Here is a 23,840-nt window from a genome sequence, read left to right on the forward strand (position 1 = left end):
TCAGCTGATGACGTATCCGCTGCCCGGCCACGGCGGAAGGACATCGATATGCGCTCTGCCCGCATTCTTCTCGCCACGGCGGCCGCCTCCGCCGCCCTGGCCTTCGCCACGCCCGGTGCGGCGTTCGCCGCGCCGGCCGCGGACGGCGGAGGCCGGGACGACTCCTCGTACAGCAAGGAGCACGACAGCGACTCCGACAGCGGTTACGACAAGGGTTCCGGCCGGGACCACGACAAGGGCTCCGGCAGGGGTTCCGGCAAGGACCACGACAACGACTACAGCAGCGACGACGACGGCGGCCGTAGCCACGGCGGCCCGCGCGGCGGAATGCACACGGGCGGCGGTGCGCTCGCCACGGTGCGCGGTGGTGACGACTGGGGCTCGGGTGACGACAGCAGGTTCGACCCCGAGACCTACCGGGACAAGGACAAGGGCGGCGGCAAGGAAGGCCGCGGCGGCAAGGAAGACGGAGGCGGCAAGGAAGACGGAGGCGGCAAGGAGGACGGAGGCGGCAAGGAAGACGGAGGCGGCAAGGAGGACGGAGGCGGCAAGGAAGACGGAGGCAGGGACGGCGGCGGAAAGGGCGACTGGGGCGGCGGCGACCACGACAAGCCGCGCGGCGGCATGCACACCGGAGGCGGCGCCCTCGCCTCTTCCGGTCTCACCGCGGGCGGTCTGGCCGTGCTCGCCGTAGGCGCCACCGGCATGTACGCGCTGCGTCGCAAGAAGGCCGTCGAGTCGGCGTCCTGACCGGCCCCCTCTCCTCTCAGGGCCGCGTACGCCGCCGGTGCGTCCCGCACCGGCGGCCCGCGCCCCGAAGGAGCCCGACGCCTGTGCTGCCGTGCCCGAGTGAGGTGATGTCCGATGGCAGCAGACCCCTCTTCCCCGGACCCCTCCTCCCCTGATCCCTCGACCCCGGCCTCCACCGAGCAGGCCCGGACCGTGCAGAACGCCGGCCACGGCGGGCGGCTGACCCTGTGGGGCGTGGCGATCGTCTTCATCGCCGTCAGCGTGTTCGGCGGCCACCGCGGTGACGGCGACAACCCGCAGGCGCCCGGCGGCACGACGGTGAGCGCCGGCACACCGGCCGGCACCGAGCAGCCCGGCACGGAACAGCCCGGCACGGATCAGGCCGACCGGTCGATGCCCCGCGCCACGCCGACCCGTCTGCTCATCCCGAAGATCTCCGTGGACGCCCCCTTCACCCCCCTCTCCCTCGCCTCCACCGGGCAGCTCCAGCCGCCGCCGGCGGCCGACACCAACCTCGTCGGCTGGTACGTCGACGGCGTCACGCCCGGCGAGAAGGGCACCGCGATCATCGCCGGCCACGTGGACACGGTGACGTCGGCGGCCGTCTTCGCCAACCTCTACGAACTCGGGCGCGGCGACCGGTTCACCGTGGACCGGGCCGACGGGCAGAAGGCGGAGTTCGTCGTGGACGACACGGAGACCTTCGCCAAGGACGCCTTCCCCAGCGACCGCGTGTACGCCGACGCCGACCGTCCCGAGGTCCGGCTCATCACCTGCGCGGGGGACTACGACCACACGGTGCGGGACTACACCGACAACCTGGTCGTCTTCGCCCACCTGGTGTGAGGGGCCGGCCGGCGGTGCCGGTCAGCCGGTCCGGCGCCCGAGCGGTCCGCCTGGGGCGAGGGCGAGCGAGGCGAAGCGTTCACCGATCCGGCGGTGCGCGGCGGCGTCCGGGTGGAGCCCGTCGGGCAGCGGCAGGTCGGCGAAGTCGGCCTCACCGTAGAGTTCGCGGCCGTCGAGGTAGTGCAGCCGAGGGTCCTCGGCGGCCCGCTCCCGCACGATCCGGGCCAGCTCCTTCCGGACGACGCCCAGGGTGAGCTTGCCCTGCGCGACCTCCGCCGGGTCCCCGGCGGCCCGGAACCGGAGCCGTCCGGAGCTCAGGGCGGACAGGTCCGGCGCGCTCGGTCCCGGCGTGTCCTCGTGGATGGGGCACAGGATCGGCGAGACCACGAGCAGCGGTGTGCCGGGGTGTCCGTCACGAACGGTGTCGAGGAAACCGTGGACGGCCGGCCCGAGGGCGCGCAGCCGCATCAGGTCCGTGTTGACCAGGTTGATGCCGAGCTTGACGCTGATCAGGTCGGCGGGCGTGTCGCGCAGCGCGCGTGCGGTGAAGGGGTCGAGCAGGGCGCTGCCGCCGAGGCCCAGGTTGATCAGCTCCACCCCGCTGAGCGAGGCGGCCAGCGCCGGCCAGGTGGTGGTGGGGCTCGCGGCGTCGGAGCCGTGGCTGATCGAGCTGCCGTGATGGAGCCACACCGCGCGGCCCCGGTCGGGCACCGGTTCGACGGGCGCGTCGGTGCGCAGCGCGACCAGTTCGGTGGTCTCGTTGTGCGGCAGCCAGATCTCGACGTCCTTGACCTCGTCCGGAAGGCCGGTGAAGCGCACGGTGGCGACCGGACCGGGCCGCTGCTCGGCGGTGCCGGTGGCCATGTCGATCGTCAGGGTGTTCCCGCCGGCGGCGATGGCACGGCCGGCCGGGCGTCCGTCCAGGAGCAGGTCGTACACGCCGTCCGGGCGGGGTGGGGCGCCGGTGTAGACGCGCTTGGTCGGCAGGGTGTCGAGTTCGACGGCGGTGGCGCGGGTGCGCAGCACCAGCCGAACGCCCGAGGGCTGGGACTCCGCCATCCGCAGCTGCGGATCGGCGCACTGGGCCCGGGCCCGGGCGGGCAGCCGGTGCGGCAGCAGTCCGTGCTCGGTGCGCTCCAGGTCGAGGGCGCCGCGCACGAGGTGGGCGGTCAGCGGGGTGGTGATCCAGTCGGACGGGGTGGAGGGCATCGTATGCGCCTGTCCTGCTAGGGAGTTCAGAGGTTCAGGGGTTCAGCGAGTCGGCCATGCGCGCAGCAGCGCGTCGAGGGCGTCCAGGATCCGGGTCCACGACTCCTGGGAGTCGGGGGCGCTGTGGCTGAAGCCGCCGGCCGCCTCCAGATCGACGTAGCCGTGGAACACGCTGCCGAGCAGCCGGACCGCGTGGGTCTGGTCGGGCTCGGCCAGGTCGTAGCCGCGCAGGATCGCCCGGGTCATCTGCGCGTGCCGGCCGCCGGCGCTCGCGGCGGCCGTCTCCGGGTCGAGCCGGAAGCGCGCCGCCTGGTAACGGCCGGGGTGCTCCCGGGCGTAGTCGCGGTAGGCGTCCGCGAAGGCGCGAAGGGCGTCCTTGCCGGCCCGGCCGGCCAGCGCCTCGGAGGCACGGTCGGCGAGTTCCTCCAGCGCGAGCAGGGCGATACGGGTCTTCAGGTCCTGGGAGTTCTTCAGGTGCGAGTACAGGCTGGCCACCTTGACGTCGAAGCGCCGGGCCAGCGCCGACACCGTCACCTGGTCGAAGCCGGCCTCGTCGGCCAGCTCCGCCCCCGCCCGGACCAGACGTTCCGTGGTCAGACCTGCGCGCACCATCAGCTTCCTCCTCTTGGCCTGAAGCAATTATGCGTCTGCCTAATACTATTAGGCAAATGAAAAATTGCTGTAGCCGTGCTGCATCGCGGGTGGGGTACGTGGAGGGGTGTCTCAGTCGCCGGTCGACTCGCGGATCACCAGGGGGTACCGGCTGGCGAACTCCTCCCGATCCGGCACCCGCACCCAGGGAGGTGGTGAACGCCGGTCCCGGGTGGGGTGGACAATCGAGCGGGGCCGGGCTGTGGACCGGCGTCTACCTTGGGCGGGTACGGCCGGGACGGGGAGTGGACCGATGGAGCTGGAGCTTCGGCACCTGCGGGTGCTGTGCGCGATCGCGGACGCGGGCAGCGTGGGCCGCGCCGCCGCGCAGCTCGGCTACTCGCAGCCCGCCGTCAGCACCCAGCTCCGGCGCATCGAGCGCCACCTGGGTGAGCCGCTCTTCGAGCGCGGCGCGAGCGGCGTGCGGCCCACCCCGTACGGCGCCGAGGTCGTCGCCCAGGCCCGGGACGTCCTGACCCGCGCCGACGCCATCGGCCACCGGCCGCCCGCCACCCGCCCGGCCCGCACCCTGCGCGTGGCCGCGACCAACTCACCCATGCTCTCGGGCACCGTGGCCCGCGTCCGCACCCGGCTTCCGGACCTGTCCGTCGCCGTGACCAGCGTCTACGCCTCCTCGAGGATCGTGGAGCTGCTGGAGGAGGGGGCGGTGGACGCGGCCATAGCCGCCGACTATCCGGGCCTGGAGCTGGCGCACTCGCCCGCCGTGCGCCACCGCGGCATCGTCACCGAGCCGACGTTCGTCGCCCTGCCCGCCCGCCACCGCCTGCGTCAGAGCGCCCAGGTGCAGCTTGCCGACCTGGCCGAGGACCCGTGGTTCGTCACCCCGGACGACGGGGCCGGCTGGCCCGGGGTGTTCTACGACGCCTGTGCCGCGGCCGGGTTCACCCCCGTCACCGTGCACGAGTTCCTCGGCGACCAGACGCAGCTTCAGAGCATGATCGCCGACGGGCTCGGCGTGTCCCTCGTGCAGCCCACCCTGCGCCCGATCCTGCACGTCGCGGTGAAGCCCCTGGCCGGATCGCCGCTGTGGTGCCGCTATGTACTGGCCTGGCGGCCCGACGCGGTCGGCGACGACATCGTGGAGGCACTGATGCAGTCGGCCACCGGCGCCTACCGCGAACTGGTCGCCGCGGCACCGCACTTGAGGGCGTGGGCCGCGCGCACCTGGAGCATCGCCGGGACGTAGCGGGCCACCGCCGGGCCGCCGGCCGCTGTCTCGCGGTGAGGCGACGGGATGTTATGAGCGGGCGGTGTCATGTGCTATGTCACACGCCATTGTTGCCGGGGCGGTGCGCTGAGACATTCCTCCCACGCCTCGACACCCCACAGAGGCGCACCCCTTCGTGGAGGAATCCCCGATGCGCCATCGCTTCGCGCTGCCCGGACGGCTGGCCTGTGCCGCCGCCGTCTGCGCCACCGTGGCCGGACTGCTGTCGGCCCCGGCTCTGGCCTTACCCGGACCCCCGGCCGTCCCCGCCGGACACATCTCCGCGCCGCCGCCCACCGGACCGGCCACCGGCGCCACCGAACGTCCCGCTCCCGGCCGGGCGCGGCCGCTCAGCCCGGCCCAACTGCCACCGCAGGCACCACCGTTCACCCGCGACACGGAACTCCTCCCGCACTCCGGAGCGAAGGCCGCTTCCTGCGCCCCCGGCGACTTCGGCGGCCGCACCGGAGCGGCACTCGTAGCGTTCGTGACGGCCTCCTCCGCGGACTGCGTCAACACCCTCTTCTCCGTCACCGGCACCGACGCCCGCGACGTCTTCCGCCAGCCGCAGATGCTGAGCGTCGCCCATGCCTTCACGCGCGCGGCGGGGCGGTACCAGGGCGACAACTCCGCGGGCCTGCTGCAACTCGTCCTCTTCCTGCGCGCCGGCTACTACGTGCAGTTCAACCACCCCGGCGACGTTGGCCCGTACACCTCCCGCCTCACCGCCGCCACCACCGGCGGCCTGGACACCTTCTTCGCGCGCCGCCACTCGCGGGACGTCACGGCGGTCAACGGCGGCATCCTCGGCGAGACCGTGATCCTCACCGACAGCGCCGACCAGCAGGACCGCTATCTGTACGTCTACCGGCGGCTGCTGGACGCCTACGACAGCTCGTACGACGCGGTCGACAGCATGGTCAGGGCCGTCAACGACGTCCATACACCGCTGTGGCGCGGCAACTGGAACCCCCGGTACGTGACGGCGGTCGCCGCCGACCCACGCGTCACCGGCGCCCTGCACGACTTCGCGCTGGGCCACATGGACCTGCTCGGCACCGATCTGGCATTCCTGGACACCAACGCCGGGATGAACCTGGCCCGTTATGTCGAGCACCCGGAACTGCGCACGACCGTAAGGCCGTTGGTCAGGGACCTGCTGGACCGGTCGCGGATCACCGGCCCGACGGCCGGACTCTGGGTGGCCGTCGCCACACAGGCGGGCGCGTACGACGGCGCCGGCTGCTCCTACTACGACGTCTGCGACCTGCCCGGCAGGCTGACCGAGGCCGCCCTGCATATCGACCACAGATGCGACGCGGCCCACACCGTCCGCGCCCAGGCCCTCACCGCGGAAGACCTGGACGCCGTGTGCGCGAGCGTGCTGAACCAGGGTGCCTACTTCCGCGGCATCGTCAAGGCCGACGCCCCGATACCCGGCCAGTACGCCTCGACGATCCGGCTCGTGGTCTTCGCGAGCCGCGCCGACTACCAGACCTACGCGGGCGCGATCTTCGGCGTCAGCACCGACAACGGCGGCATCACCCTCGAGGGAGACCCCTCCGACCCGGCCAACCAGCCGACCTCGATCATGTACCAGAAGGACGTGGACGACGGTTTCGCGGCGCGGGTCTGGAACCTGAACCACGAGTACACGCACTTCCTCGACGCCCGCGACGACATGCCGGGCGACTTCACCGAGCAGATCTCGGTGCCGGACGTGTGGTGGATCGAGGGCCTCGCCGAGTACGTCTCCTACGGCTACCGGGAACTGGCCTACGGCCAGGCGATCCAGGAGGCGGCCAGGCACACGTACCGCCTGAGCACCCTCTTCGAGAGCACCTACGGCAACAGCGACGTGACCCGCACCTACCCGTGGGGCTATCTCGCCGTGCGCTACATGGCCGAGCGGCACCCCGACGACATCCAGCACGTGCTCGCCCGCTTCCGCGCCGGTGACTACGCCGGCGGATACGCCGTCTACCACGACGGCATCGGCACCCGCTACGACGCCGACTTCGACCAGTGGCTCACCGCCTGCGCCGCGGGCGCCTGCGCCCGGCCGCCGAAGGCCTGACCGCGAGCGCCGAGCACGAAGGCCGCCGACCGGAAGCCCGGTCGGCGGCCGTCATGCTCAGCGCTCCGGCGTCAGACCGCCGTCGCCGGGTACGTCGGGTACTCCACGCCCGAGACGTGCTGGACGACCCGGACGACCTGGCAGGAGTAGCCGAACTCGTTGTCGTACCAGAGGTAGAGGATCGCGTTGTCCCCCTCCACCTTGAGGGCGCCGGCGTCCACGATCGAGGCGTGGCGCGAGCCGATGAAGTCGCTGGAGACCGCGTCGGGCGCCGTGGTGAAGTCGATCTGGCGCTTGAGCGGCGAGGTCAGCGACACGTCCCGCAGGTAGTCGTGGACGTCCTCGCGGGTGGTCTCGCGGGCCAGCTGGAGGTTGAGGATCGCGATCGAGACGTCCGGCACCGGAACACGGATCGAGCTGCCGGTGATCGGCGCCTTGAGGTCGGGCAGCGCCTTCGCCACGGCCGAGGCGGCACCGGTCTCGGTGATCACCATGTTGAGCGGCGCGGAGCGGCCGCGGCGCTCGGCCTTGTGGTAGTTGTCCAGCAGGTTCTGGTCGTTGGTGAACGAGTGGACGGTCTCCACGTGGCCGCGCAGCACGCCGTACTCGTCGTCCATGGCCTTCAGCGGCGGGACGATCGCGTTGGTGGTGCAGGACGCGCAGGACAGGATCCGCTCGTCGGGCTTGATCGTGTCGTGGTTGACGCCGTGCACGATGTTCGGGACGTCGCCCTTGCCGGGCGCGGTCAGTACGACCTTGTCGATGCCGGGGCGCAGGTGCTCGGACAGGCCCTCGCGGTCGCGCCACTTGCCGGTGTTGTCGATGAGGATGGCGTCCCGGATGCCGTACTCGGTGTAGTCGATGTGCGACGGGTCGTCGGCGTAGATGACCTTGATCGCGTTGCCGTTGGCCACGATCGTGCTGCTGTCCTCGTCCACGGTGATGGTGCCCTGGAACTGACCGTGGATGGAGTCGCGGCGCAGCAGCGAGGCGCGCTTGACGATGTCCTGAGCGCCGCCGCCGCGGACGACGACGGCGCGCAGCCGCAGGCCGTTGCCCGAGCCGGCCTTCTCGATCAGCAGCCGGGCGACGAGGCGGCCGATGCGGCCGAAGCCGTACAGGACGACGTCACGCGGCTCGCGGCGCTCGATCTTGTTGGCGCCGGTGGCGCCGGCGACGGCCTCCGCGGTGAACTCCGCCACGCTCAGACCGCGGTCGTCGGCCTTGTAGGTGGCGGCCAGCATGCCGAGGTCGATCTGGGAGGGCCCGAGGTCGAGGGTGGTCAGGGCCTGGAGGAACGGCATGGTCTCGGTGACCGACAGCTCCTCACCGGCGATCTGCCGGGCGAAGCGGTGCGTCTTCAGGATGCTGACCACCGACTTGTTCACCAGGGAGCGGCTGTGCAGCAGGACGGTCACGTCCCGCTCGCGGTGCAGCTTCCCGATGATCGGGATCATGGACTCCGCGATTTCCTCGCGGTGCATCCAGTTGGTGAACGAGTCGTCGTTGACAGTCACAGATCTATCTTTCGAGCTAGGCAGCGCTCATATGGTAACCACACCTTACTTCGATCTTTCCGGGGGTCCGGCCGGGGGCCTCCACGGTTCCTGAATCAGGGTGGAAGAGGCCGGGACACGCGGGTCGCGCATTGCGCGCCCGTACCGGCGTGACCAAGGTCGGGGGCGTGAGCACGTCTTCCGTACCCCGGCCGGAGCCGGCCGCCCCGTCCGGTCGCCTCCGCCGTCCGGGACCGCCCCTCGTGGCCCGGCACCGGATGCCCGAGGGCGCCCTGGCGGCCCTCGCGCTGTTCGCGGCGGTCCGGCTCGCCGGGATCCTCGTCGTGATCACCGCCGATCACCTCGCCGGCCACACCCTGACCAGGAGCCTGGCCCACTCCTGGGACTCCCGTTGGTACCTGCACATCGCCACCCGCGGCTACGGACACCTCATCTGGATCACCCCGTCCGGCGCGGTGCAGACCGACTGGGCCTTCTTCCCCCTGTATCCGGGGCTCGTCCGGGCCGTGCTCGCGGTGCTGCCGTGCACTCCCGGCCAGGCCGGGCTGCTGGTCGCCTGGGCCGCCGCCGGCGTGGCCGCGAACGGCCTCTATCTCATCGGCCACCACCTGTACGGCCGGGGCGCCGCCACCGCCCTGGTCGCCCTGTGGGCCGTCCTGCCGCACTCCGTCGAGCTGACCATCGCCTACACCGAGTCCCTGTTCGCCGCGCTCGCGGTCTGGTCCCTGTACTGCGTGCTCAACGGCCGCTGGCTGTGGGCCGGTTCGCTCGCCGCGCTGGCCGGACTGTCCCGGCCGACCGGGTTCGCCGTGGCCGCGGCCCTCGGGGTCGCCGCCGCGCACGAACTGCTGCGCCGGCGCGGCCGGGTGCCGGTCGCCCTGTGGGCCGGTGTCCTCCTCGCCCCGCTGGGCTGGCTCGGCTATGTGCTGTGGGTGGGCGCCCGGACCGGCGATCCGTTCCGGGGCTACTTCACGATCCAGAGCGCCTGGGAGTCGCGCTTCGACTTCGGCGCCGGCGCCGTGCGCTTCCTCCGGCTGCTGTTCCTGTACGGCGGCGGTGTCGTCTACCCCGCCGCGCTGATCGTCGTCCTGGTCGGTGTGGTCCTGTTCGGGCTGCTCTGCCTGGACCGCGCCCCGCCGGCCCTGGTGGTGTTCGCGGGGGTCCTGGTGCTGCTGGTGCTGGGCGGCTCGGGATCCTTCTCGTCCAAGCCCCGCTTCCTGCTGCCGGTCTTCCCGCTGCTGATCCCGCCGGCCCGCGCACTCGCCCGCACCTGGCGGGCGCGGCCGGCCCAGGCCCTGCTCGTCGGCGGTGCGCTGGCCGTCGTGTCCCTGCTCTACGGCGCCTATGTGACGGTGGTGGCGCACTCCCCGCTGTGAGCCGTGCCGGGCCGCCCGCGGGACGGGTGGCGGCCCTGGCCGCCCCCGGTGGGTGCCCCGGCGGATCCCCGGTGGATCGGCCGCCGGTTGCGTGGCAGGATCCTGCGGCGCCCGACGAGAAAGGCGAGTCGATGAAGCTGCACACCCGGGAGTGGGGGACCGGAGAGCGGGTCGCGGTCCTGGTCCACGGGATCATGTCCGACCACCGGACCTGGCGCCGGGTCGCGCCGGCGCTCGCGGACCGGGGCTACCGGGTCATCGGCGTCGACCTGCGCGGGCACGGTGCGAGCGGCCGGGGCGAGTACGGTGCCGGCACCTGGGCGGACGATCTCGTGGAGACCCTGCCGGACGGCCCCGAGCTGGCGATCGGCCACTCGCTCGGCGGCATGGCCCTCGCCCTCGCGGTGGAGCGGCTGGCACCGAAACGGGCCGTCTACTGCGACCCCGCGTGGGAGCTCGCCGAGCACGCGGTGACGGCCGCCGCCTACTTCGCGGACTTCAAGCACGTCACCCGCACCGTGATCCGGGGCTTCAACCCGCGCTGGGAGGAGGCCGACGTGGACGTGGAACTGGCGACCATCGCCGACTGGGACGCGGGGACCGTCCACGCTCTCCCCGACGCCTACGCGGTCAGCCGGACCCCGGCGCGCCCGGTGGTGCCGTCACTGGTGGTGCTGGCCGGCGCGAACAGCCTCGTACCGCCCGCGATGGCCGACGAGCTGGCACGCCGGGGCTTCGAGGTGCGCAGGGTGCCGGACGCCGGTCACACCCTCTACCGGGACGACTTCGAGGGGTTCATGACCGCGCTGGACGGATGGCTCTGACCGGGAGCGGCGGGGTCGCCCATGTGCGTCCGTGCGAAGGCCGTGAATCGGGGTAGGCGGGGGACGTCCGAGGAAAGGATCGTCATGACGACCTACGTCATCACCGTGCCCGGTACCTTCACGACGGGAGTCGGGGACGAGGCCCGTGCGCGGCTGAGCCGGGCGCTCCGGCCGGCCGATCCGCACACCACGCGGATGGGCAGCACCGAGGACCTGGACGTACTCAATGTCAACGAGGACAACACCTTCGCCCTCCGTCTGACCGTCGAGGCGGACACCGGCCCGCACGCCGAGGAGGAGGCCCGCCGGCTCGCGGACTCCGCGTTGCGCGGCGCTGGGCTGGACGAGCGGACGGCGCCGCTGGGGCCCGCGGTCGTCACGGGTATCGACTCGGAGGTCCGCTGACCGTGCGGATCGCGGGGGTCGTACGGATCGTGTGGCCCTTCCCTTGGGGAGAATCACCGCGAATGGGTAAAATCTAGGCGTTTACCCTGAAGGGCTGCCGCCCAGCCGGATGTGATCGATGCCCCGCAAGCGCTCCACGGACGATGGCGACGAGCTGCTGGTCCGGCTCGGGATGCTCACCGCCCAGGCACGCGAGCGCGCCGAGCTGCAGCGCACCCAGGTCGAACTGGCCATCGCCCTGCAGCGCGGCATGCTTCCCCCGGACCTGCCCACCGCGCCCGGCCTGCACCTGGCGGTGCGCTACACACCCGCCTGTCACGGCCTCAACGTGGGTGGCGACTGGTACGACGCCTTCGCCCTGCCCGACGGCCGCGTGGGGATGTCCATCGGGGACGTACAGGGCCACAACATCGAGGCCGCCGCCTTCATGGGCCAGGTGCGGACCGCGCTGCGGGCCCTCGCCTCCGTCAGCACCGAGCCGGGCGAGGTCCTCGCCCGGACCAACGAGCTGCTTCTCACGCTGGGCATCGAGCTGTTCGCCACCTGCACCTTCATGCGGCTCGACCCGGCCACGGGAGTCATGGAGAGCGCGCGGGCCGGCCACATACCCTGCGTCTGGGCCACCGCGGACGGCAAATCCGGCGTCGCGGACGACGAGGGAGGCCCGCCGCTCGGCGTCCAGCACGGCGCGACGTACCCCGTGACCCGGCACCGGCTCACCACCGGCGGGGTGTTCGTACTGCTCACCGACGGCGTGGTGGAGGGCCCCTCGCTGAACATCGAGGACGGCCTCGACCAGGTGGTCCGGCTCGCCGGCATCGCCGCCGTCGCCGGACTCGAGGCGTACGCGCTGGCCACCGCGGTGATCAAGGGCGCCGAGAGCGTGGGGCACGAGGACGACGCCGCCGTACTGGTCGTGGGCCTCGACGGGCCCGGCGCGCACTGGCGGGACGCGGCGGCCGGCGGGTCCCGGCAGCGGCCCGGCGTTCAGCCATAGAGCGGGACCGGACGCCCCTCGCCTCGCAGAGGGAGGGCCACCGGTGTGAGATTGCTGCTGTGGTGCCTTACCAGGATCTGCGCCGGCCGGGCGGCTACGCCATCCAGCTGCTGGCGGTCGCCGCCTGCTACTACGGGTCGGCGCGCCTCGGACTCCTGCGCGAACTGGCCGTCGACGGCGCCGTCGTCACCCCGATCTGGCCGCCCACCGGAGTGGCCGTGGCCGCCCTGCTGTTCTTCGGGCTCGGCTGCTGGCCCGCCATCACGGTCGGCGCGCTGCTCGCCACCTGGTCCCTCGGCACCCCCGGCCCGGACGTGGTCGGCATCCTCTTCGGCCAGACGGTGGCCCCGGTGGTCGCGGTGCTGCTGCTGCGCCGGGCCGGCTTCCGCCCCGAGATCAGCCGGCTGCGCGACGGGCTCGCCCTGGTGTTCCTCGGCGCGTTGACGGCCATGACGATCAGCGCGACCTTCGGCGTCGGCGTCTTCGTCCTCACCGACAAGCTGGCGCCGCAGGCCTTCTGGACCGTCTGGCTGGCCTGGTGGGTGGGCGACGCCATGGGCGTCCTGCTCGTCACCCCGGTCCTGCTGTTGCTGCGGCGCACCCGCTGGCCGCCGCCGCTGGGGCGTTGGAAGGAGGCCACCGCGCTGGCCGTCGTCGCCTGCGCCATCGTGCCGCTGGCCGCCTACAGCTCGATCAGCCTGCTCTTCCTCGTCTATCCGCTGATCATCTGGGCCGCGCTGCGCTTCCAGCTCGCGGGCAGCATGCTGTGCGCGCTGCTGACGTCCGTGCTGGCCACGGTCGCGGCGACGGACGCCGTCGGCGCCTTCGCGGGGCTGAGCCGGATCGAGGTCATGGCGAAGCTCCAGGCCTTCAACGGGGCGATGGCGCTCACCGCGCTGCTGCTGTCCGCCGTGATCACCGAGCAGCGCAACACCCGGCGCTCCGTCGAACGGGCCTGCAAGGAACTGGTGGAGGTCCTGGCGCACCTCACCGCGGGCGAGGCACCCCCGCCCCGCCTGCCCCCGCGGTCCGGCGACCGGCCGCGGGACCCCGGCAGCGGCCCGTGACACGGCCGGCGGTGCCCGGCGTGTCGAACGGCCGGGCGAGGGCACTGGGAGACGATGAGCGATGCCCGCACGGGCACGACAGGGCCGGAGAAACAGGGGCGGCATGGAACAGCGGGTGGCACCCGGCAGGGACGACCGGAACCCGAGAACCCCCGGAGCCGGCCCCGGCAACCCGGCGGGTCCGGGCCCCGGCAACCCGGCGGGTCCGGGCCCCGGTACTCCGGCTGGACCCGGCCCCGGCGCCCCGGGCTGCTCCCGTGGTGACGTCGGCGGGCCCCAGCCAGGGGCGGGGCGGACGGCCACACGGCCGGGCGCTGATGGGCCCCGCTCCGATGCTCCGGCCGGTCTCCCGGACGACGCCGGTGCGTACCGGCCCGGGTCGAGTGGCTGGGCCGCACGGCCGGATGCCGACGGACCCGGCCGCGGCGCTTCGGGAGGCTCCCCGGACGACGTAGGCGGACACAGCGGCGAGGCAGGAGGGACGGGCACGTGGCGGCGCGGCGACGGACTCGGCTCCGGCGAACCGGAGGGATCCCGCTCCGCGCCGGAGGGACCTGGATCCGGTGCTTCGGCGGGCTCCCCGGACGACGCCGGCACGCACCCGACCCAACCGGGGCGGACGGCCACGCGGCCGGGCGGTGACCGACCCGGCCCCGGCAGCCCGGCTGGAACAAGCGCCGGAGCGACGGCGAGCCCCTCGGACGACGCCGGCGCGCCCGAACCGGAGCCGGCGGTCACGCTTCCCGGCGGTGGTGGCGATGTGCGGCGTCGAATTCCGCGGACCGATGTGCTGCTGCGCGACCCGCGGCTGGCCGAGGCCGCGCGGCGGCTCGGGGAGGACGTGGTCAAGGGGGCCATCCGGCAGGCGCAGGACCGGGCGCGTGCGGGCGGCATCGCCCCGGAACAGGTCCGGGACACCGCCGTCGCCCTGCTTCCCGGCACGGCCGGCGGGCTCCGGCCGGTGATCAACGCGACCGGGGTCCTGCTGCACACCAACCTCGGCCGGGCACCGCTGTCGGCGGCGGCCCGGCAGGCGGTGGCGGCGGCCGCCGGGCCCACGGACGTCGAACTCGACCTGGCGACCGGGGTACGGGCCCGGCGCGGCCGCTCCGCCCTGGCCGCGCTGGCCGACCGCGTCCCCGCCGCCGGCGGCGTGCACGTCGTCAACAACGGGGCCGCCGCGCTCGTGCTCGCCGCCACCGCCCTGGCGGCCGGCCGGGAGATCGTCATCAGCCGGGGCGAGATGGTGGAGATCGGGGACGGGTTCCGCCTGCCCGACCTGCTGGTCTCCACCGGCGCCCGGCTCCGCGAGGTGGGCACCACCAACCGCACCACCGCCGCCGACTACGCCGCCGCCATCGGACCCGAGACCGGCTTCATCCTCAAGGTGCATCCCTCCAACTTCCGCGTCACCGGGTTCACCCGTGGCGCGGAGGTCGGCGAACTGGCCGGGCTCGCGGTGCCCGTCGTCGTCGACATCGGCTCCGGCCTGCTCGCCCCGCACCCGGACCTGCCCGAGGAACCGGACGCCGCCACGGCCCTGCGCGCCGGAGCCGCCCTCGTCACCGCGAGCGGCGACAAGCTGCTCGGCGGCCCCCAGTGCGGGCTGCTGCTGGGCCGCGCCGACCTCGTGCGCACCCTGGCCAGGCACCCGCTGGCCCGCGCCCTGCGGGTCGACAAGCTCACCCTGGCCGCCCTCGAGGCCACACTCACCGGACCGCCCACCCCGACCGCCACCGCCCTCACCGCCGACCCGGCCCGGCTCAGGGACCGTGCCGACCGGCTCGCCGCGGCTCTGGGCGCCGACGGGATCGACGCCCGGGCCGTCGCCGGCGCCGCCACCGTCGGCGGGGGAGGGGCGCCCGGCGTCACCCTGCCCAGCGCCGCGCTGTCGTTGCCCGAGCCGTACGCCGTGGCACTGCGCAACGGCCGGGTCCCGGTGGTCGGCCGGCTGGAGGCCGGGCGCTGCCTGCTCGACCTGCGGGCCGTGCCGCCGGAGGACGACGAACTGCTGGCCGGGGCCGTACGGGCGGCCCGGCCGGCCGCGGAGAGGTAGGCGGCATGCACGTCCTCGCCACCGCCGGCCACGTCGACCACGGCAAGTCCACCCTGCTGCGGGCGCTCACCGGTATGGAACCCGACCGCTACGAGGAGGAGCGCCGCCGCGGCCTGACCCTCGACCTCGGCTTCGTGTGGACGCGGCTCGAACCGGACGGGGAGCACCTCGCCTTCGTCGACGTACCCGGGCACGAGCGATTCGTCGCGACCATGCTCGCCGGTGCCGGCCCGGTGCCCGCCGTGCTGTTCGTCGTCGCCGCCGACCAGGGCTGGCAGCCCCAGTCGCAGGAGCACCTGGCGATCCTCGACGCGCTCGGCGTCCGGCACGCCGTCCTCGCGGTGACCCGCGGCGACCTCGCCGACCCCGAACCGGTCCGCGCGGACGCCGTCGAACGGCTGGCCGCCACCTCGCTCGGCAAGGTGCCGTCCGTGGCGGTCAGCGCCGTCACCGGCGCCGGACTGGACACGCTGCGCGCCGAACTGGCCCGGCTGACAGCCGAGTTGCCCGTCCCCGACACCGAGGCCGACGTACGCCTGTGGCTGGACCGGGCGTTCACCGTGCGCGGCCACGGCACCGTGGTCACCGGCACGCTCGGCGCGGGCACCCTGCGCGTCGGCGACCGGCTGGTCACCGGGGACGGGCACGTACTGCGGGTGCGCGGCCTGCAGACCCTGCACGAGGAGCGGACGGAGGCCGGCGCGGTGGCCCGGGTGGCCGTCAACGTGCACGGCCCGGGGGCGGCCGCACTGCGGCGCGGCCAGGCACTGCTGACCCCGGACCGCTGGCTGACGACCGGCGCCGTCGACGTCCGGGTCACCGGCGAGCCCGTCCGCGACCTGCCTCGCTCGGTCACCCTGCACATCGGCACGGCCGCCGTCCCGGTGACCGTCCGCCCGCTGGGCGAGGACACCGCCCGGCTCACCCTGCACCGTGAACTGCCCCTGCGGATCGGCGACCGGGCGGTGCTCCGCGAACCCGGCGGCAGCCGTACCCCCTGCGGCGCCACCGTCCTCGACGTACGCCCGCCCCGCCTGACCCGGCGCGGCGCAGGCCGCACCCGCGCGGCCGAACTGGCCGGGATGACCGGGCACCCCGACGGCGCCGCCGAACTGCGCCGCCGGGGTCTCATCCGGCGCCGCGACCTGCTCGCCATGGGCGCCCCGCCGCCGGCCGGACCCGTCGCCGGGGACTGGCTGGCCGACGAGGCGCACTGGACGGACCTCGGGGACCGGCTGGCCGCCGAGGTCGGCCGGTACGCCGACGCGCACCCGCTGGAACCCGGCCTCCCCGCCGAGGCGGCCCGCCGTCTGCTGGGCCTGCCCGACCGCGCCCTGGTCGACGCCCTCGTCCGCGCCGCACCCCGACTCCGCGACCAACAGGGCCGGTTGTACGACGCCGACGCCACGCGGCCCGCCCTGCCGCCGCCGGTGCGGGCGGCCGTGGACACCGTGCGCCAGGATCTGACCCGGGCGCCCTTCCGCGCGCCTGAGGCCGACCGGCTGACCCGACTCGGCCTGACCAGAAAGCCGTTGGCCGCCGCCGTGGCCGCGGGCGCCCTGCTGCGGATCGCCGACGGCATCGTGCTGCTGCCCGGGGCGGACGCCGCGGCCGCGGCCGTACTGCGCCGGCTGCCGCAGCCGTTCACGCTGAGCGAGGCCCGGCGGGCCCTGGACACCACGCGCCGGGTGGCCGTACCGCTGCTGGAGTACCTGGACGCCCAGGGCTACACGGAACGCGTCGACGACCAGCGACGGTGCTGCCGGCCCGGGCCGGGGAGCGGAGGCGGACGGGAATCGAACCCGCCTGCCCGAGATCCTCGGGCACCTCGGTTTTGAAGACCGGGAGGGCCACCAGGCACCCACACGCCTCCACCGCTCGACCAGGCTAGTGCCCCGGGAGACACGCATGACACCGATCCGCCAAGCGGCCGTACGCCTCACGCAGTTCGCCCACGGCGGCGGCTGCGCCTGCAAGATCCCGCCCGGTGAGCTGGAGGAGGTGGTCAGCGGCCTCGGCGCACCGCTGCCCGGCGGCGACAGCCCGCTGCTGGTCGGCCTCGCCACCGGGGACGACGCGGCCGTCGTCACGCTCCCCGGGCAGGACACGGCCATGGTGTGCACCGCCGACTTCTTCACCCCGGTCGTCGACGACCCCTACGACTGGGGACGCATCGCCGCCGCCAACGCGCTGTCCGACGTCTACGCCATGGGCGGCCGGCCCGTCCTCGCCGTCAACCTGCTCGCCTGGCCCCGCGACCGGCTGCCCTTCGAGCTGGCCCGCGAGGTGCTGCGCGGCGGCCTGGACATCGCCACCGAGGCGGGCTGTCACATCGGCGGCGGGCACAGCGTGGACGACCCGGAACCCAAGTACGGCATGGCCGTCACCGGACTGGCCGACCCCGCACGGCTGCTCCGCAACGACGCGGGCCGCCCCGGTCTGCCGCTGTCGCTGACCAAGCCGCTCGGCCTGGGCGTGCTGAACAACCGGCACAAGGCGACCGGGGAGCGGTTCGAGCAGGCGATCGCCACGATGACGGCCCTCAACCGGGACGCGTCCGCCGCCGCCCTCGCCGCCGGCGCCACCTGTGCCACCGATGTCACCGGCTTCGGGCTCCTCGGCCATCTGTACAAGCTCGCCCGGGCCTCCGGCGTGACCGCCGTACTCGACACGGCCGCGGTGCCGTACCTGGACGGCGCCCGGGAGGCCGTCCGGGACGGCTACGTCAGCGGCGGCACCCGGCGCAACCTGGAGTGGGTCGCGCCGCACACCGATTTCGGCACCGCGGACGCGGACACCCGGCTGCTGCTGGCGGACGCCCAGACCTCGGGCGGGCTGCTCGTAGCCGGCGAGGTGCCCGGAGCCCCGGTGGTGGGGGAGCTGGTACCCCGCGGGGACCACTCGATCGTGCTCCGGTGAGCCGCTTTTCGCGGCCTCGGCCGGGCCGCTTCCACGGCCCCGGGTGAGCCGCTGCTACGGCTCCGTTCCGGTGTGCTCGTCGATGCCCGCCCGGGCCCGGTAGGACCGCACCAGCTCCAATGACGCCGGACCCCGCGGACGGCGCCCCGGACGGATGTCGACGGCGAACGCCTTCGTCTCCTGGATGTGCGTGTTCGGGTCCAGGGACAGGTGCAGCAGTTCGTTGGCCGCGTCCCCGGTGCTGTAGCCGTTCGGGCCCCAGTGGTAGGGCAGGCCCACCTGGTGCAGGGTCCGGCCCTGCACCCGCAGCGGCGCCATCCGGTCGGTCACCAGCACCCGGGCCTCGATCACCCCGCGCGCGCTGACGATCGTCGCCCAGCCGGTGTGCGCGAGGCCCCGCTCGGCGGCCAGCTCCGGGGACACCTCGCAGAAGAACTCCGGCTGCAGTTCCGCGAGATACGGCTGCCAGCGGGACATGCCGCCCGCCGTGTGGTGCTCGGTGAGCCGGTAGGTGGTGGCCACGTACGGGAACACCTCGGAGCCGGGCTCGGTGCCGCTCGGCTGGTAGCGGTTGTCCGGGAGCGCCGGCATCACCTGCCGCACCGGATTGCGCTGCTGACCGTAGAGCAGGTTCGGGAACGGGGAGTCCTGCGGTTCGTAGTGCGTCGGCAGCGGGCCGTCGGTGAGCCCCGACGGCACGTACAGCCACGCCTTGCCGTCGGCCTGCATGATGAACGGGTCCCGGCCGGACAGCGCCTCGGGGCCGGTCGCGCCCTCGGGCGGCTCGTGATCGGGCGCCTTGTCCTTCTTGAAGTCGGGCACGTCGTGCCCGGACCACTCGCCCCGCTCACCCTTGTCCGGGTCCCACCACACCAGCGCCTTCCGCTCGCTCCACGGCCTGCCCTCCGGGTCCGCCGAGGCGCGGTTGTACAGGATGCGCCGATTGGCCGGCCAGGCCCACGCCCACTCGGCCGCCACCCAGTCCTGCTCCCGGCCCGGCTTGCGGCGCGCGGCCTGGTTGACGCCGTCGGCGTACACCCCGCAGTAGATCCAGCAGCCGCAGGCGGTGGACCCGTCGGACTTGAGCTGCTCGTAGGAGGAGAGCGGGTCACCCTCGGCGTCATGGCCGTTGATCTCGGCCAGCACGGCCTCCGCGTCCGGTTCGACGATCTCGCCCTTCGTCGGGTAGTCCCAGGTCAGGTCGAGCACCGGGCGGTCCATCTCGTCGGCGGACCCGGCCAGCCGCTGCCGGACGAGCCGCCCCAGGTGGTACGTGAACCACAGGTCGCTGCGCGCCTCGCCGGGCGGCTCAACGGCCTGGTGGTGCCACTGCAGCAGCCGCTGGGTGTTGGTGAAGCTGCCGGCCTTCTCGGTGTGCGCGGCGGCCGGCAGGAAGAACACCTCGGTGCCGATGTCCTCGGTGCGCAGCTCCCCGGTCTCGATCTCCGGGCCGTCCTTCCACCAGGTCGCCGACTCGATGAGGGAGAAGTCCCGCACCACCAGCCAGTCCAGGTTGGCCATGCCCTTGCGCATCAGCTTGGCGTTGGCGTTGCCCACCGCCGGATTCTCCCCGACCAGGAAGTAGCCCTTGCAGCTCCCGTCGAGCTGGGCCATGGCCGTCTCGTAGGCCGAGTGGGAGCCGGTCAGCCGCGGCAGATAGTCGAAGCAGAAGTCGTTCTCCCGCGTCGCCGCGTCGCCCCAGTACGCCTTGAGCAGGCTCACCAGATAGGCCCGCATGTTGCCCCAGTAGCCCTTGTGCGCCGCCTCGGCCTCCGCGAACGCGTCGAGGTCCTGGTTCTGGTGGGCGTGCGGCATCGGGATGTAGCCGGGCAGCAGGTTGAACAGGGTCGGGATGTCCGTGGAGCCCTGGATGGAGGCGTGCCCGCGCAGCGCGAGGATGCCACCGCCCGGGCGGCCGATGTTGCCGAGCAGCGTCTGCAGCACGGCGGCCGCGCGGATGTACTGCACGCCGACCGTGTGCTGCGTCCAGCCGACCGCGTAGGCGAACGCCGTGGTCCGGTCCCGTCCGGAGTTCTCCGTGACCAGCTCGCACACCTGCCGGAACAGGTCCCGCGGCACTCCGCAGACCTCCTCGACCAGCTCCGGCGTGTAGCGGGCGTAGTGCCGCTTGAGCACCTGCAGGACACAGCGCGGATGGGTGAGCGTCTCGTCCCGCTCGGGCTCGCCCTCGCCGATCACGGCCCCGCCGGAGCCGTGCGCCTCACCGCGCGCCGCCTCGGTGACCGAGCTGTCGTCGGATCCCTCGCCGCCGGTGCGCTTGCCGTACTCCAGATCGCGCTCGCCCGAGGCCGCCTGCATCTCTGTGCCCTCGTACTGCCAGCTGCTGTTGTCGTAGGAGCGGCTGTCGGTGTCCAGGCCCGAGAAGATGCCGTCCAGGTCCTCGGTGTCCCGGAAGTCCTCCCGCAGGATCACCGGGGCGTTGCTGTACGCGAGCACGTAGTCCCGGAAGTACTTCTCCTCCCGCAGCACGTGGTTGATGATCCCGCCGAGGAACGCGATGTCCGAGCCCGCGCGCAGCGGCACGTGCACGTCGGCCAGCGCGCTGGTCCGGGTGAACCGAGGGTCGACATGGATCACCTTCGCGCCGCGCGCCTTCGCCTCCATCACCCACTGGAACCCGACCGGATGGCACTCGGCCATGTTCGAGCCCTGGATGACGATGCAGTCCGAGTTCTGCAGGTCCTGCTGGAAGGTGGTCGCGCCGCCGCGTCCGAACGAGGTTCCCAGACTGGGAACTGTGGAGGAGTGTCAAACACGCGCCTGGTTCTCGATCTGGATCGCTCCCAGCGCGGTGAACAGCTTCTTGAGCAGGTAGTTCTCTTCGTTGTCGAGCGTCGCCCCACCGAGGCTCGCGATGCCGAGGGTGCGCCGGACGCGCTTGCCGTCGACCTCCCACTGCCAGCCGGTCCGCCGCGCCTCGACGACCCGGTCGGCGATCATGTCCATCGCCGTGTCCAGGTCCAGCCGCTCCCACTCGGTGCCGTGCGGCCGCCGGTACAGCACCTGGTGCTCGCGCGCGCTCCCGGTGGTGAGCTGCAGGCTGGCGGAGCCCTTGGGGCACAGCCGGCCCCGCGAGATGGGGGAGTCCGGGTCGCCCTCGATCTGGGTGACCTTCCCGTCCTGGACGTACACGTTCTGCCCGCAGCCCACCGCGCAGTACGGGCAGACGGACTTCACCACCCGGTCCGCCGAGGCCACCCGGGGTTCCAGCCGCGCGCTGCGCCCGCTCTTGGCGGCGGCCCCCCGGCCCAGCGGGTCCGTACCCGTGAGCTGGCGGTAGACCGGCCAGGAGTCGATCCAGGTGCGTACGCCCACGACTCGCTCCTCCCGTCGGCGTTCCTCGATTCTCACGCAACCGCGCGACCGCGGCATCCCGGCCCCGGTGTGCGGCGGGGTACCCCCGCCCCGAACGGCCAAACCGGCGCCGCCGCACCCGGGCCGCACACGCCCGGGGGCCGGTTCACCGGCCGCGCGCCGCCAGCCGCTCGCGCTGCGGTACGACCGTGTACTTCGGGTCCTCGGCGGAGTCCACCCCGGCCTGGAACACTCCGAAGCGCAGTGCCGCCGAGCCGGAGAGCAGCGCGGCGCCGGCCGCCAGGGCGACGCGCCGGTCGCGTACGCGACCGGACAGCAGCGCCAGGGCGGCCCCGCCCGCCGTCAGCACCTCGGCGGCGCGCAGCAACCGGTGCGGCCGGCCCTGCTCGTAGGGCTCGGCGGCCAGTCCGAGACGTCCTTTCATCAACCGGAAGGCGCCCAGTTCCAGGGCGGCACCGAGGGCCGCCATCCGGCGGGCCGGTCCCGCCTGGCAGGCCGGGGCGGCGGCCAGCGCCAGACCGGACGCCGCGGTGGCCGCCGATCCCGCGAAGACGTACGGCAGCTGCCGGTAGCCCTCGTGCCAGGACGGCACCGCCGTGTCCGAGAGCAGCACCGCGGTGTACGTCGCCACCGCCGGGCCGAGGACGGCGGCGCCGGCCGTGGCGGCCGAGCCGGCGAGGCGGTAGCGGCCCGCGACATCGGCCGCCGCCGCGGCGAGCGTCAGCGGGGCGTACCCCACCAGCAGCCACGAACCCACGCTCATCGGCGAGGTGGGCTTGAACACCCGCAGCATGTTGAGGAAGCGCGCCGGGCGGCCCAGGTCGTGCACGAGCGCGACCAGCGACAGCGAGATCGCCCCGGCCGCCCCCAGCTTCGCCGGGCGGGCCAGCGCCGGCCGCCCGCCGAGGCCGGCCCCGGCCGCGAGCAGCGACGACGCCCCGGCCAGCCCGCCGAGGTACAGGTAGCCGGCGATGTCGAGCGCCTTCCACGTCGGCTTGTTCAGCACCGGTTTGCCGTAGTAGGACGAGAACTCCGCCTCCGGGACCATCGGCTGCTCGCCCCGGCCGCGCCGGCGCCGGCGGCGCCCGGCCCCCGCGCCCGTCGGGGCCTCGCGACCCGGCCGCCCGCCCTCCACGCCGTCCCGGGTCACGTCCGAACCGCTCATCGCGGCCTCCTCACGAAGCTGGTGACGGCGAGCGCGGCGAGCGAGACGGCGGCCAGCGCGGCGTGCCGCCACATGTCGGGCAGGTCCCGGGTGGTGACCACCGGGTCCGGGGGCAGGCCGTACACCTCCGGCTCGTCCAGCAGCAGGAAGAACGCGCCGTCCCCGCCGACCCCGTCGTCCGGGCTCTCGCCGTACAGCCGGGCATCGGTCACCCCGGCCTCCCGTAGCCGGTCCACCCGGGACGCGGCCCGCTCGCGCAGTTCCTCCAGCGGGCCGAACTGGATCGAGTCGGTCGGGCAGGCCTTGGCGCAGGCCGGCTCCATACCGACGCCCAGCCGGTCGTAGCACAGGGTGCACTTCCACACCCGGCCGTCGTCCTTGCGCTGGTCGATGACGCCGTACGGGCAGGCGGGCACGCAGTAGCCGCAGCCGTTGCAGATGTCCTCCTGGACCACGACCGTGCCGAACTCGGTGCGGAACAGCGCCCCCGTGGGACACACGTCGAGGCAGGCCGCGTGGGTGCAGTGCTTGCACACGTCGGAGGCCATCAGCCAGCGCAGCTCGGTGCGGCCGTCGGGCGACACCGGGGAGATCTCCCCGGCCGGGGCACCCGCGGGGGCCGCGCCGGGTGGGGGAGCGGTGGCCCCCGGTCCCGGCGAACCGGCGTCGGTACCGAGGTCCGCCGCCGCGGCGAACACGTCGACGTCCTCGTGGACGACCCCGGGCTCCTGCCCGCCGAACGGCTTGCGCTGCTCGATGAACGCCACGTGCCGCCAGCTGTCGGCGCCGAGGCCCTGCGTGTTGTCGTACGACATGCCGGTCAGTTCGAGCCCGTCCTCCGGAACGGCGTTCCACTCCTTGCAGGCCACCTCGCACGCCTTGCAGCCGATGCACACGGAGGTGTCGGTGAAGAAGCCCATCCTGGGCGGGGCGTCCGGGTAGCCGGCGGCACCCGCCACGTCCGGCTGGGGGCCGTAGAGCAGATGCCCGCGTGCCGTTCCGGCGCTCGCCGTGCCGTCGTCGTCCGGGGTCATGCCGCACCCTCCTCGCTCGGCCCTCGCCCCCGCTGACGGCGCAGGTGCGAAGCGTCCGGGGTCCGGGTCCTGGTGCCCTGTCTCGAGCTTGGCACGGGTGCCCTCGCTCCGCGTGCCCGAAACAGCCCCCGTGGCAGCCGTACCACCTCGCGGGGAGCGCCGCCGGGAGGTGGTACGCCGGGAGACGCCGAACGGAGTGGAGTACCCGGGACGACGGGCCGTACACCCCTGGCGGCGGATCGTCGCTCGAAGTTCTGCCGGGCGGGCGCCTGCTTTGTCGGGGGTCGTGAAAGTGGGTTAGCCTGCGACGTATTTTTCTCATCAGGCAGATCCGTGAACTGCGGAAATGCACACACCAAGGGCCGGGTCAGGCCGCGTGCCCG

The 23,840-nt window shown here is 73.6% G+C and carries 17 protein-coding genes, 1 tRNA gene and 1 pseudogene; 12 read left to right on the forward strand and 7 right to left on the reverse strand.

The annotated features are described in order from the left end of the window. The first annotated feature begins 48 nt into the window (after positions 1-48). Both ACFVVO_RS35660 and ACFVVO_RS35665 read left to right on the forward strand, forming a co-directional pair. Positions 49-750 (forward strand): hypothetical protein, encoded by a 702-nt coding sequence (locus ACFVVO_RS35660; RefSeq protein WP_390060691.1) that lies wholly within the window; start codon positions 49-51, stop codon positions 748-750. A 114-nt stretch (positions 751-864) separates the two neighbouring features. Beyond that, positions 865-1,596, forward strand: a complete 732-nt coding sequence (locus ACFVVO_RS35665; protein ID WP_390060692.1) for a class F sortase — start codon at positions 865-867, stop codon at positions 1,594-1,596. 21 nt (positions 1,597-1,617) lie between these two features. Here ACFVVO_RS35665 and ACFVVO_RS35670 read toward each other — a convergent pair whose 3' ends face one another. Both ACFVVO_RS35670 and ACFVVO_RS35675 read right to left on the reverse strand, forming a co-directional pair. Further along, on the reverse strand, positions 1,618-2,805 hold the full coding sequence (locus ACFVVO_RS35670; protein ID WP_390060694.1) for a GDSL-type esterase/lipase family protein: 1,188 nt from the start codon (positions 2,803-2,805) through the stop codon (positions 1,618-1,620). A gap of 42 nt (positions 2,806-2,847) precedes the next feature. Beyond that, the gene (locus tag ACFVVO_RS35675; RefSeq protein WP_390060696.1) at positions 2,848-3,417 is read right to left on the reverse strand and encodes a TetR/AcrR family transcriptional regulator; all 570 of its coding nucleotides are present in this window, start codon (positions 3,415-3,417) and stop codon (positions 2,848-2,850) included. Between the two features lie 292 nt (positions 3,418-3,709). Here ACFVVO_RS35675 and ACFVVO_RS35680 point away from each other — a divergent pair, with 292 nt between their 5' ends. Together ACFVVO_RS35680 and ACFVVO_RS35685 are read left to right on the forward strand one after the other, a co-directional pair. Next, complete coding sequence (locus ACFVVO_RS35680; RefSeq protein ID WP_390060698.1) at positions 3,710-4,663, forward strand: LysR family transcriptional regulator; 954 nt, start codon at positions 3,710-3,712, stop codon at positions 4,661-4,663. A 172-nt stretch (positions 4,664-4,835) separates the two neighbouring features. Beyond that, positions 4,836-6,761, forward strand: a complete 1,926-nt coding sequence (locus tag ACFVVO_RS35685; protein ID WP_390060700.1) for a collagenase — start codon at positions 4,836-4,838, stop codon at positions 6,759-6,761. A 71-nt stretch (positions 6,762-6,832) separates the two neighbouring features. Here ACFVVO_RS35685 and ACFVVO_RS35690 read toward each other — a convergent pair whose 3' ends face one another. Further along, the gene (locus tag ACFVVO_RS35690) at positions 6,833-8,278 is read right to left on the reverse strand and encodes a glyceraldehyde-3-phosphate dehydrogenase (protein WP_390060701.1); all 1,446 of its coding nucleotides are present in this window, start codon (positions 8,276-8,278) and stop codon (positions 6,833-6,835) included. A 167-nt stretch (positions 8,279-8,445) separates the two neighbouring features. On the opposite strand from ACFVVO_RS35690, the gene ACFVVO_RS35695 reads away from it, so the two are divergent. The 7 genes and pseudogenes from ACFVVO_RS35695 to selB all read left to right on the forward strand — a co-directional run. Next, complete coding sequence (locus ACFVVO_RS35695; RefSeq protein ID WP_390060702.1) at positions 8,446-9,654, forward strand: hypothetical protein; 1,209 nt, start codon at positions 8,446-8,448, stop codon at positions 9,652-9,654. Between the two features lie 131 nt (positions 9,655-9,785). Continuing rightward, a complete protein-coding gene (locus tag ACFVVO_RS35700; protein ID WP_390060704.1) occupies positions 9,786-10,478 on the forward strand; it encodes an alpha/beta fold hydrolase in 693 nt (230 codons plus the stop codon). A gap of 84 nt (positions 10,479-10,562) precedes the next feature. Beyond that, positions 10,563-10,883, forward strand: coding sequence for a hypothetical protein (locus ACFVVO_RS35705; protein WP_390060706.1), 321 nt, complete (start codon positions 10,563-10,565; stop codon positions 10,881-10,883). Between the two features lie 118 nt (positions 10,884-11,001). Next, complete coding sequence (locus ACFVVO_RS35710) at positions 11,002-11,880, forward strand: PP2C family protein-serine/threonine phosphatase (protein ID WP_390060708.1); 879 nt, start codon at positions 11,002-11,004, stop codon at positions 11,878-11,880. A gap of 59 nt (positions 11,881-11,939) precedes the next feature. Further along, positions 11,940-12,947, forward strand: coding sequence for an MASE1 domain-containing protein (locus ACFVVO_RS35715; protein WP_390060709.1), 1,008 nt, complete (start codon positions 11,940-11,942; stop codon positions 12,945-12,947). 760 nt (positions 12,948-13,707) lie between these two features. Continuing rightward, on the forward strand, positions 13,708-15,003 hold the full coding sequence (gene selA, locus ACFVVO_RS35720) for an L-seryl-tRNA(Sec) selenium transferase (RefSeq protein WP_390060711.1): 1,296 nt from the start codon (positions 13,708-13,710) through the stop codon (positions 15,001-15,003). 5 nt (positions 15,004-15,008) lie between these two features. Then, positions 15,009-16,769, forward strand: a pseudogene (gene selB, locus ACFVVO_RS35725) (selenocysteine-specific translation elongation factor); the annotation flags it as partial. A gap of 14 nt (positions 16,770-16,783) precedes the next feature. Here the strand turns inward: selB and ACFVVO_RS35730 are convergent. Then, a tRNA-Sec gene (locus ACFVVO_RS35730) sits at positions 16,784-16,876 on the reverse strand. Between the two features lie 35 nt (positions 16,877-16,911). Here ACFVVO_RS35730 and selD point away from each other — a divergent pair. After that, entirely contained in the window at positions 16,912-17,922 is a 1,011-nt protein-coding gene (gene selD, locus ACFVVO_RS35735) for a selenide, water dikinase SelD (protein ID WP_390060713.1), read from the forward strand. A gap of 54 nt (positions 17,923-17,976) precedes the next feature. On the opposite strand, the gene fdh is transcribed toward selD, so the two are convergent. The 3 genes from fdh to ACFVVO_RS35750 form a co-directional block, all read right to left on the reverse strand. Further along, on the reverse strand, positions 17,977-21,258 hold the full coding sequence (gene fdh / locus ACFVVO_RS35740; RefSeq protein ID WP_390060715.1) for a formate dehydrogenase: 3,282 nt from the start codon (positions 21,256-21,258) through the stop codon (positions 17,977-17,979). Positions 21,259-21,403: 145 nt separating this feature from the next. Then, on the reverse strand, positions 21,404-22,423 hold the full coding sequence (gene nrfD / locus ACFVVO_RS35745; RefSeq protein ID WP_390060716.1) for an NrfD/PsrC family molybdoenzyme membrane anchor subunit: 1,020 nt from the start codon (positions 22,421-22,423) through the stop codon (positions 21,404-21,406). Then, on the reverse strand, positions 22,420-23,457 hold the full coding sequence (locus tag ACFVVO_RS35750; RefSeq protein ID WP_390060718.1) for a 4Fe-4S dicluster domain-containing protein: 1,038 nt from the start codon (positions 23,455-23,457) through the stop codon (positions 22,420-22,422). The genes nrfD and ACFVVO_RS35750 overlap by 4 nt, the downstream gene beginning before the upstream one ends. Positions 23,458-23,840: the final 383 nt, after the last annotated feature.

Source organism: Streptomyces sp. NPDC058145 (genome assembly GCF_042884245.1).
Classification (GTDB): domain Bacteria; phylum Actinomycetota; class Actinomycetes; order Streptomycetales; family Streptomycetaceae; genus Streptomyces.

Coding starts and splice junctions, on each gene's coding strand:
- ACFVVO_RS35660 (WP_390060691.1), top strand. CDS start 49: ATGCGCTCTGCCCGCATTCTTCTCGCCACGGCGGCCGCCTCCGCCGCC.
- ACFVVO_RS35665 (WP_390060692.1), top strand. CDS start 865: ATGGCAGCAGACCCCTCTTCCCCGGACCCCTCCTCCCCTGATCCCTCG.
- ACFVVO_RS35670 (WP_390060694.1), bottom strand. CDS start 2,805: ATGCCCTCCACCCCGTCCGACTGGATCACCACCCCGCTGACCGCCCAC.
- ACFVVO_RS35675 (WP_390060696.1), bottom strand. CDS start 3,417: ATGGTGCGCGCAGGTCTGACCACGGAACGTCTGGTCCGGGCGGGGGCG.
- ACFVVO_RS35680 (WP_390060698.1), top strand. CDS start 3,710: ATGGAGCTGGAGCTTCGGCACCTGCGGGTGCTGTGCGCGATCGCGGAC.
- ACFVVO_RS35685 (WP_390060700.1), top strand. CDS start 4,836: ATGCGCCATCGCTTCGCGCTGCCCGGACGGCTGGCCTGTGCCGCCGCC.
- ACFVVO_RS35700 (WP_390060704.1), top strand. CDS start 9,786: ATGAAGCTGCACACCCGGGAGTGGGGGACCGGAGAGCGGGTCGCGGTC.
- ACFVVO_RS35705 (WP_390060706.1), top strand. CDS start 10,563: ATGACGACCTACGTCATCACCGTGCCCGGTACCTTCACGACGGGAGTC.
- ACFVVO_RS35710 (WP_390060708.1), top strand. CDS start 11,002: ATGCCCCGCAAGCGCTCCACGGACGATGGCGACGAGCTGCTGGTCCGG.
- selD (WP_390060713.1), top strand. CDS start 16,912: ATGACACCGATCCGCCAAGCGGCCGTACGCCTCACGCAGTTCGCCCAC.
- nrfD (WP_390060716.1), bottom strand. CDS start 22,423: ATGAGCGGTTCGGACGTGACCCGGGACGGCGTGGAGGGCGGGCGGCCG.
- ACFVVO_RS35750 (WP_390060718.1), bottom strand. CDS start 23,457: ATGACCCCGGACGACGACGGCACGGCGAGCGCCGGAACGGCACGCGGG.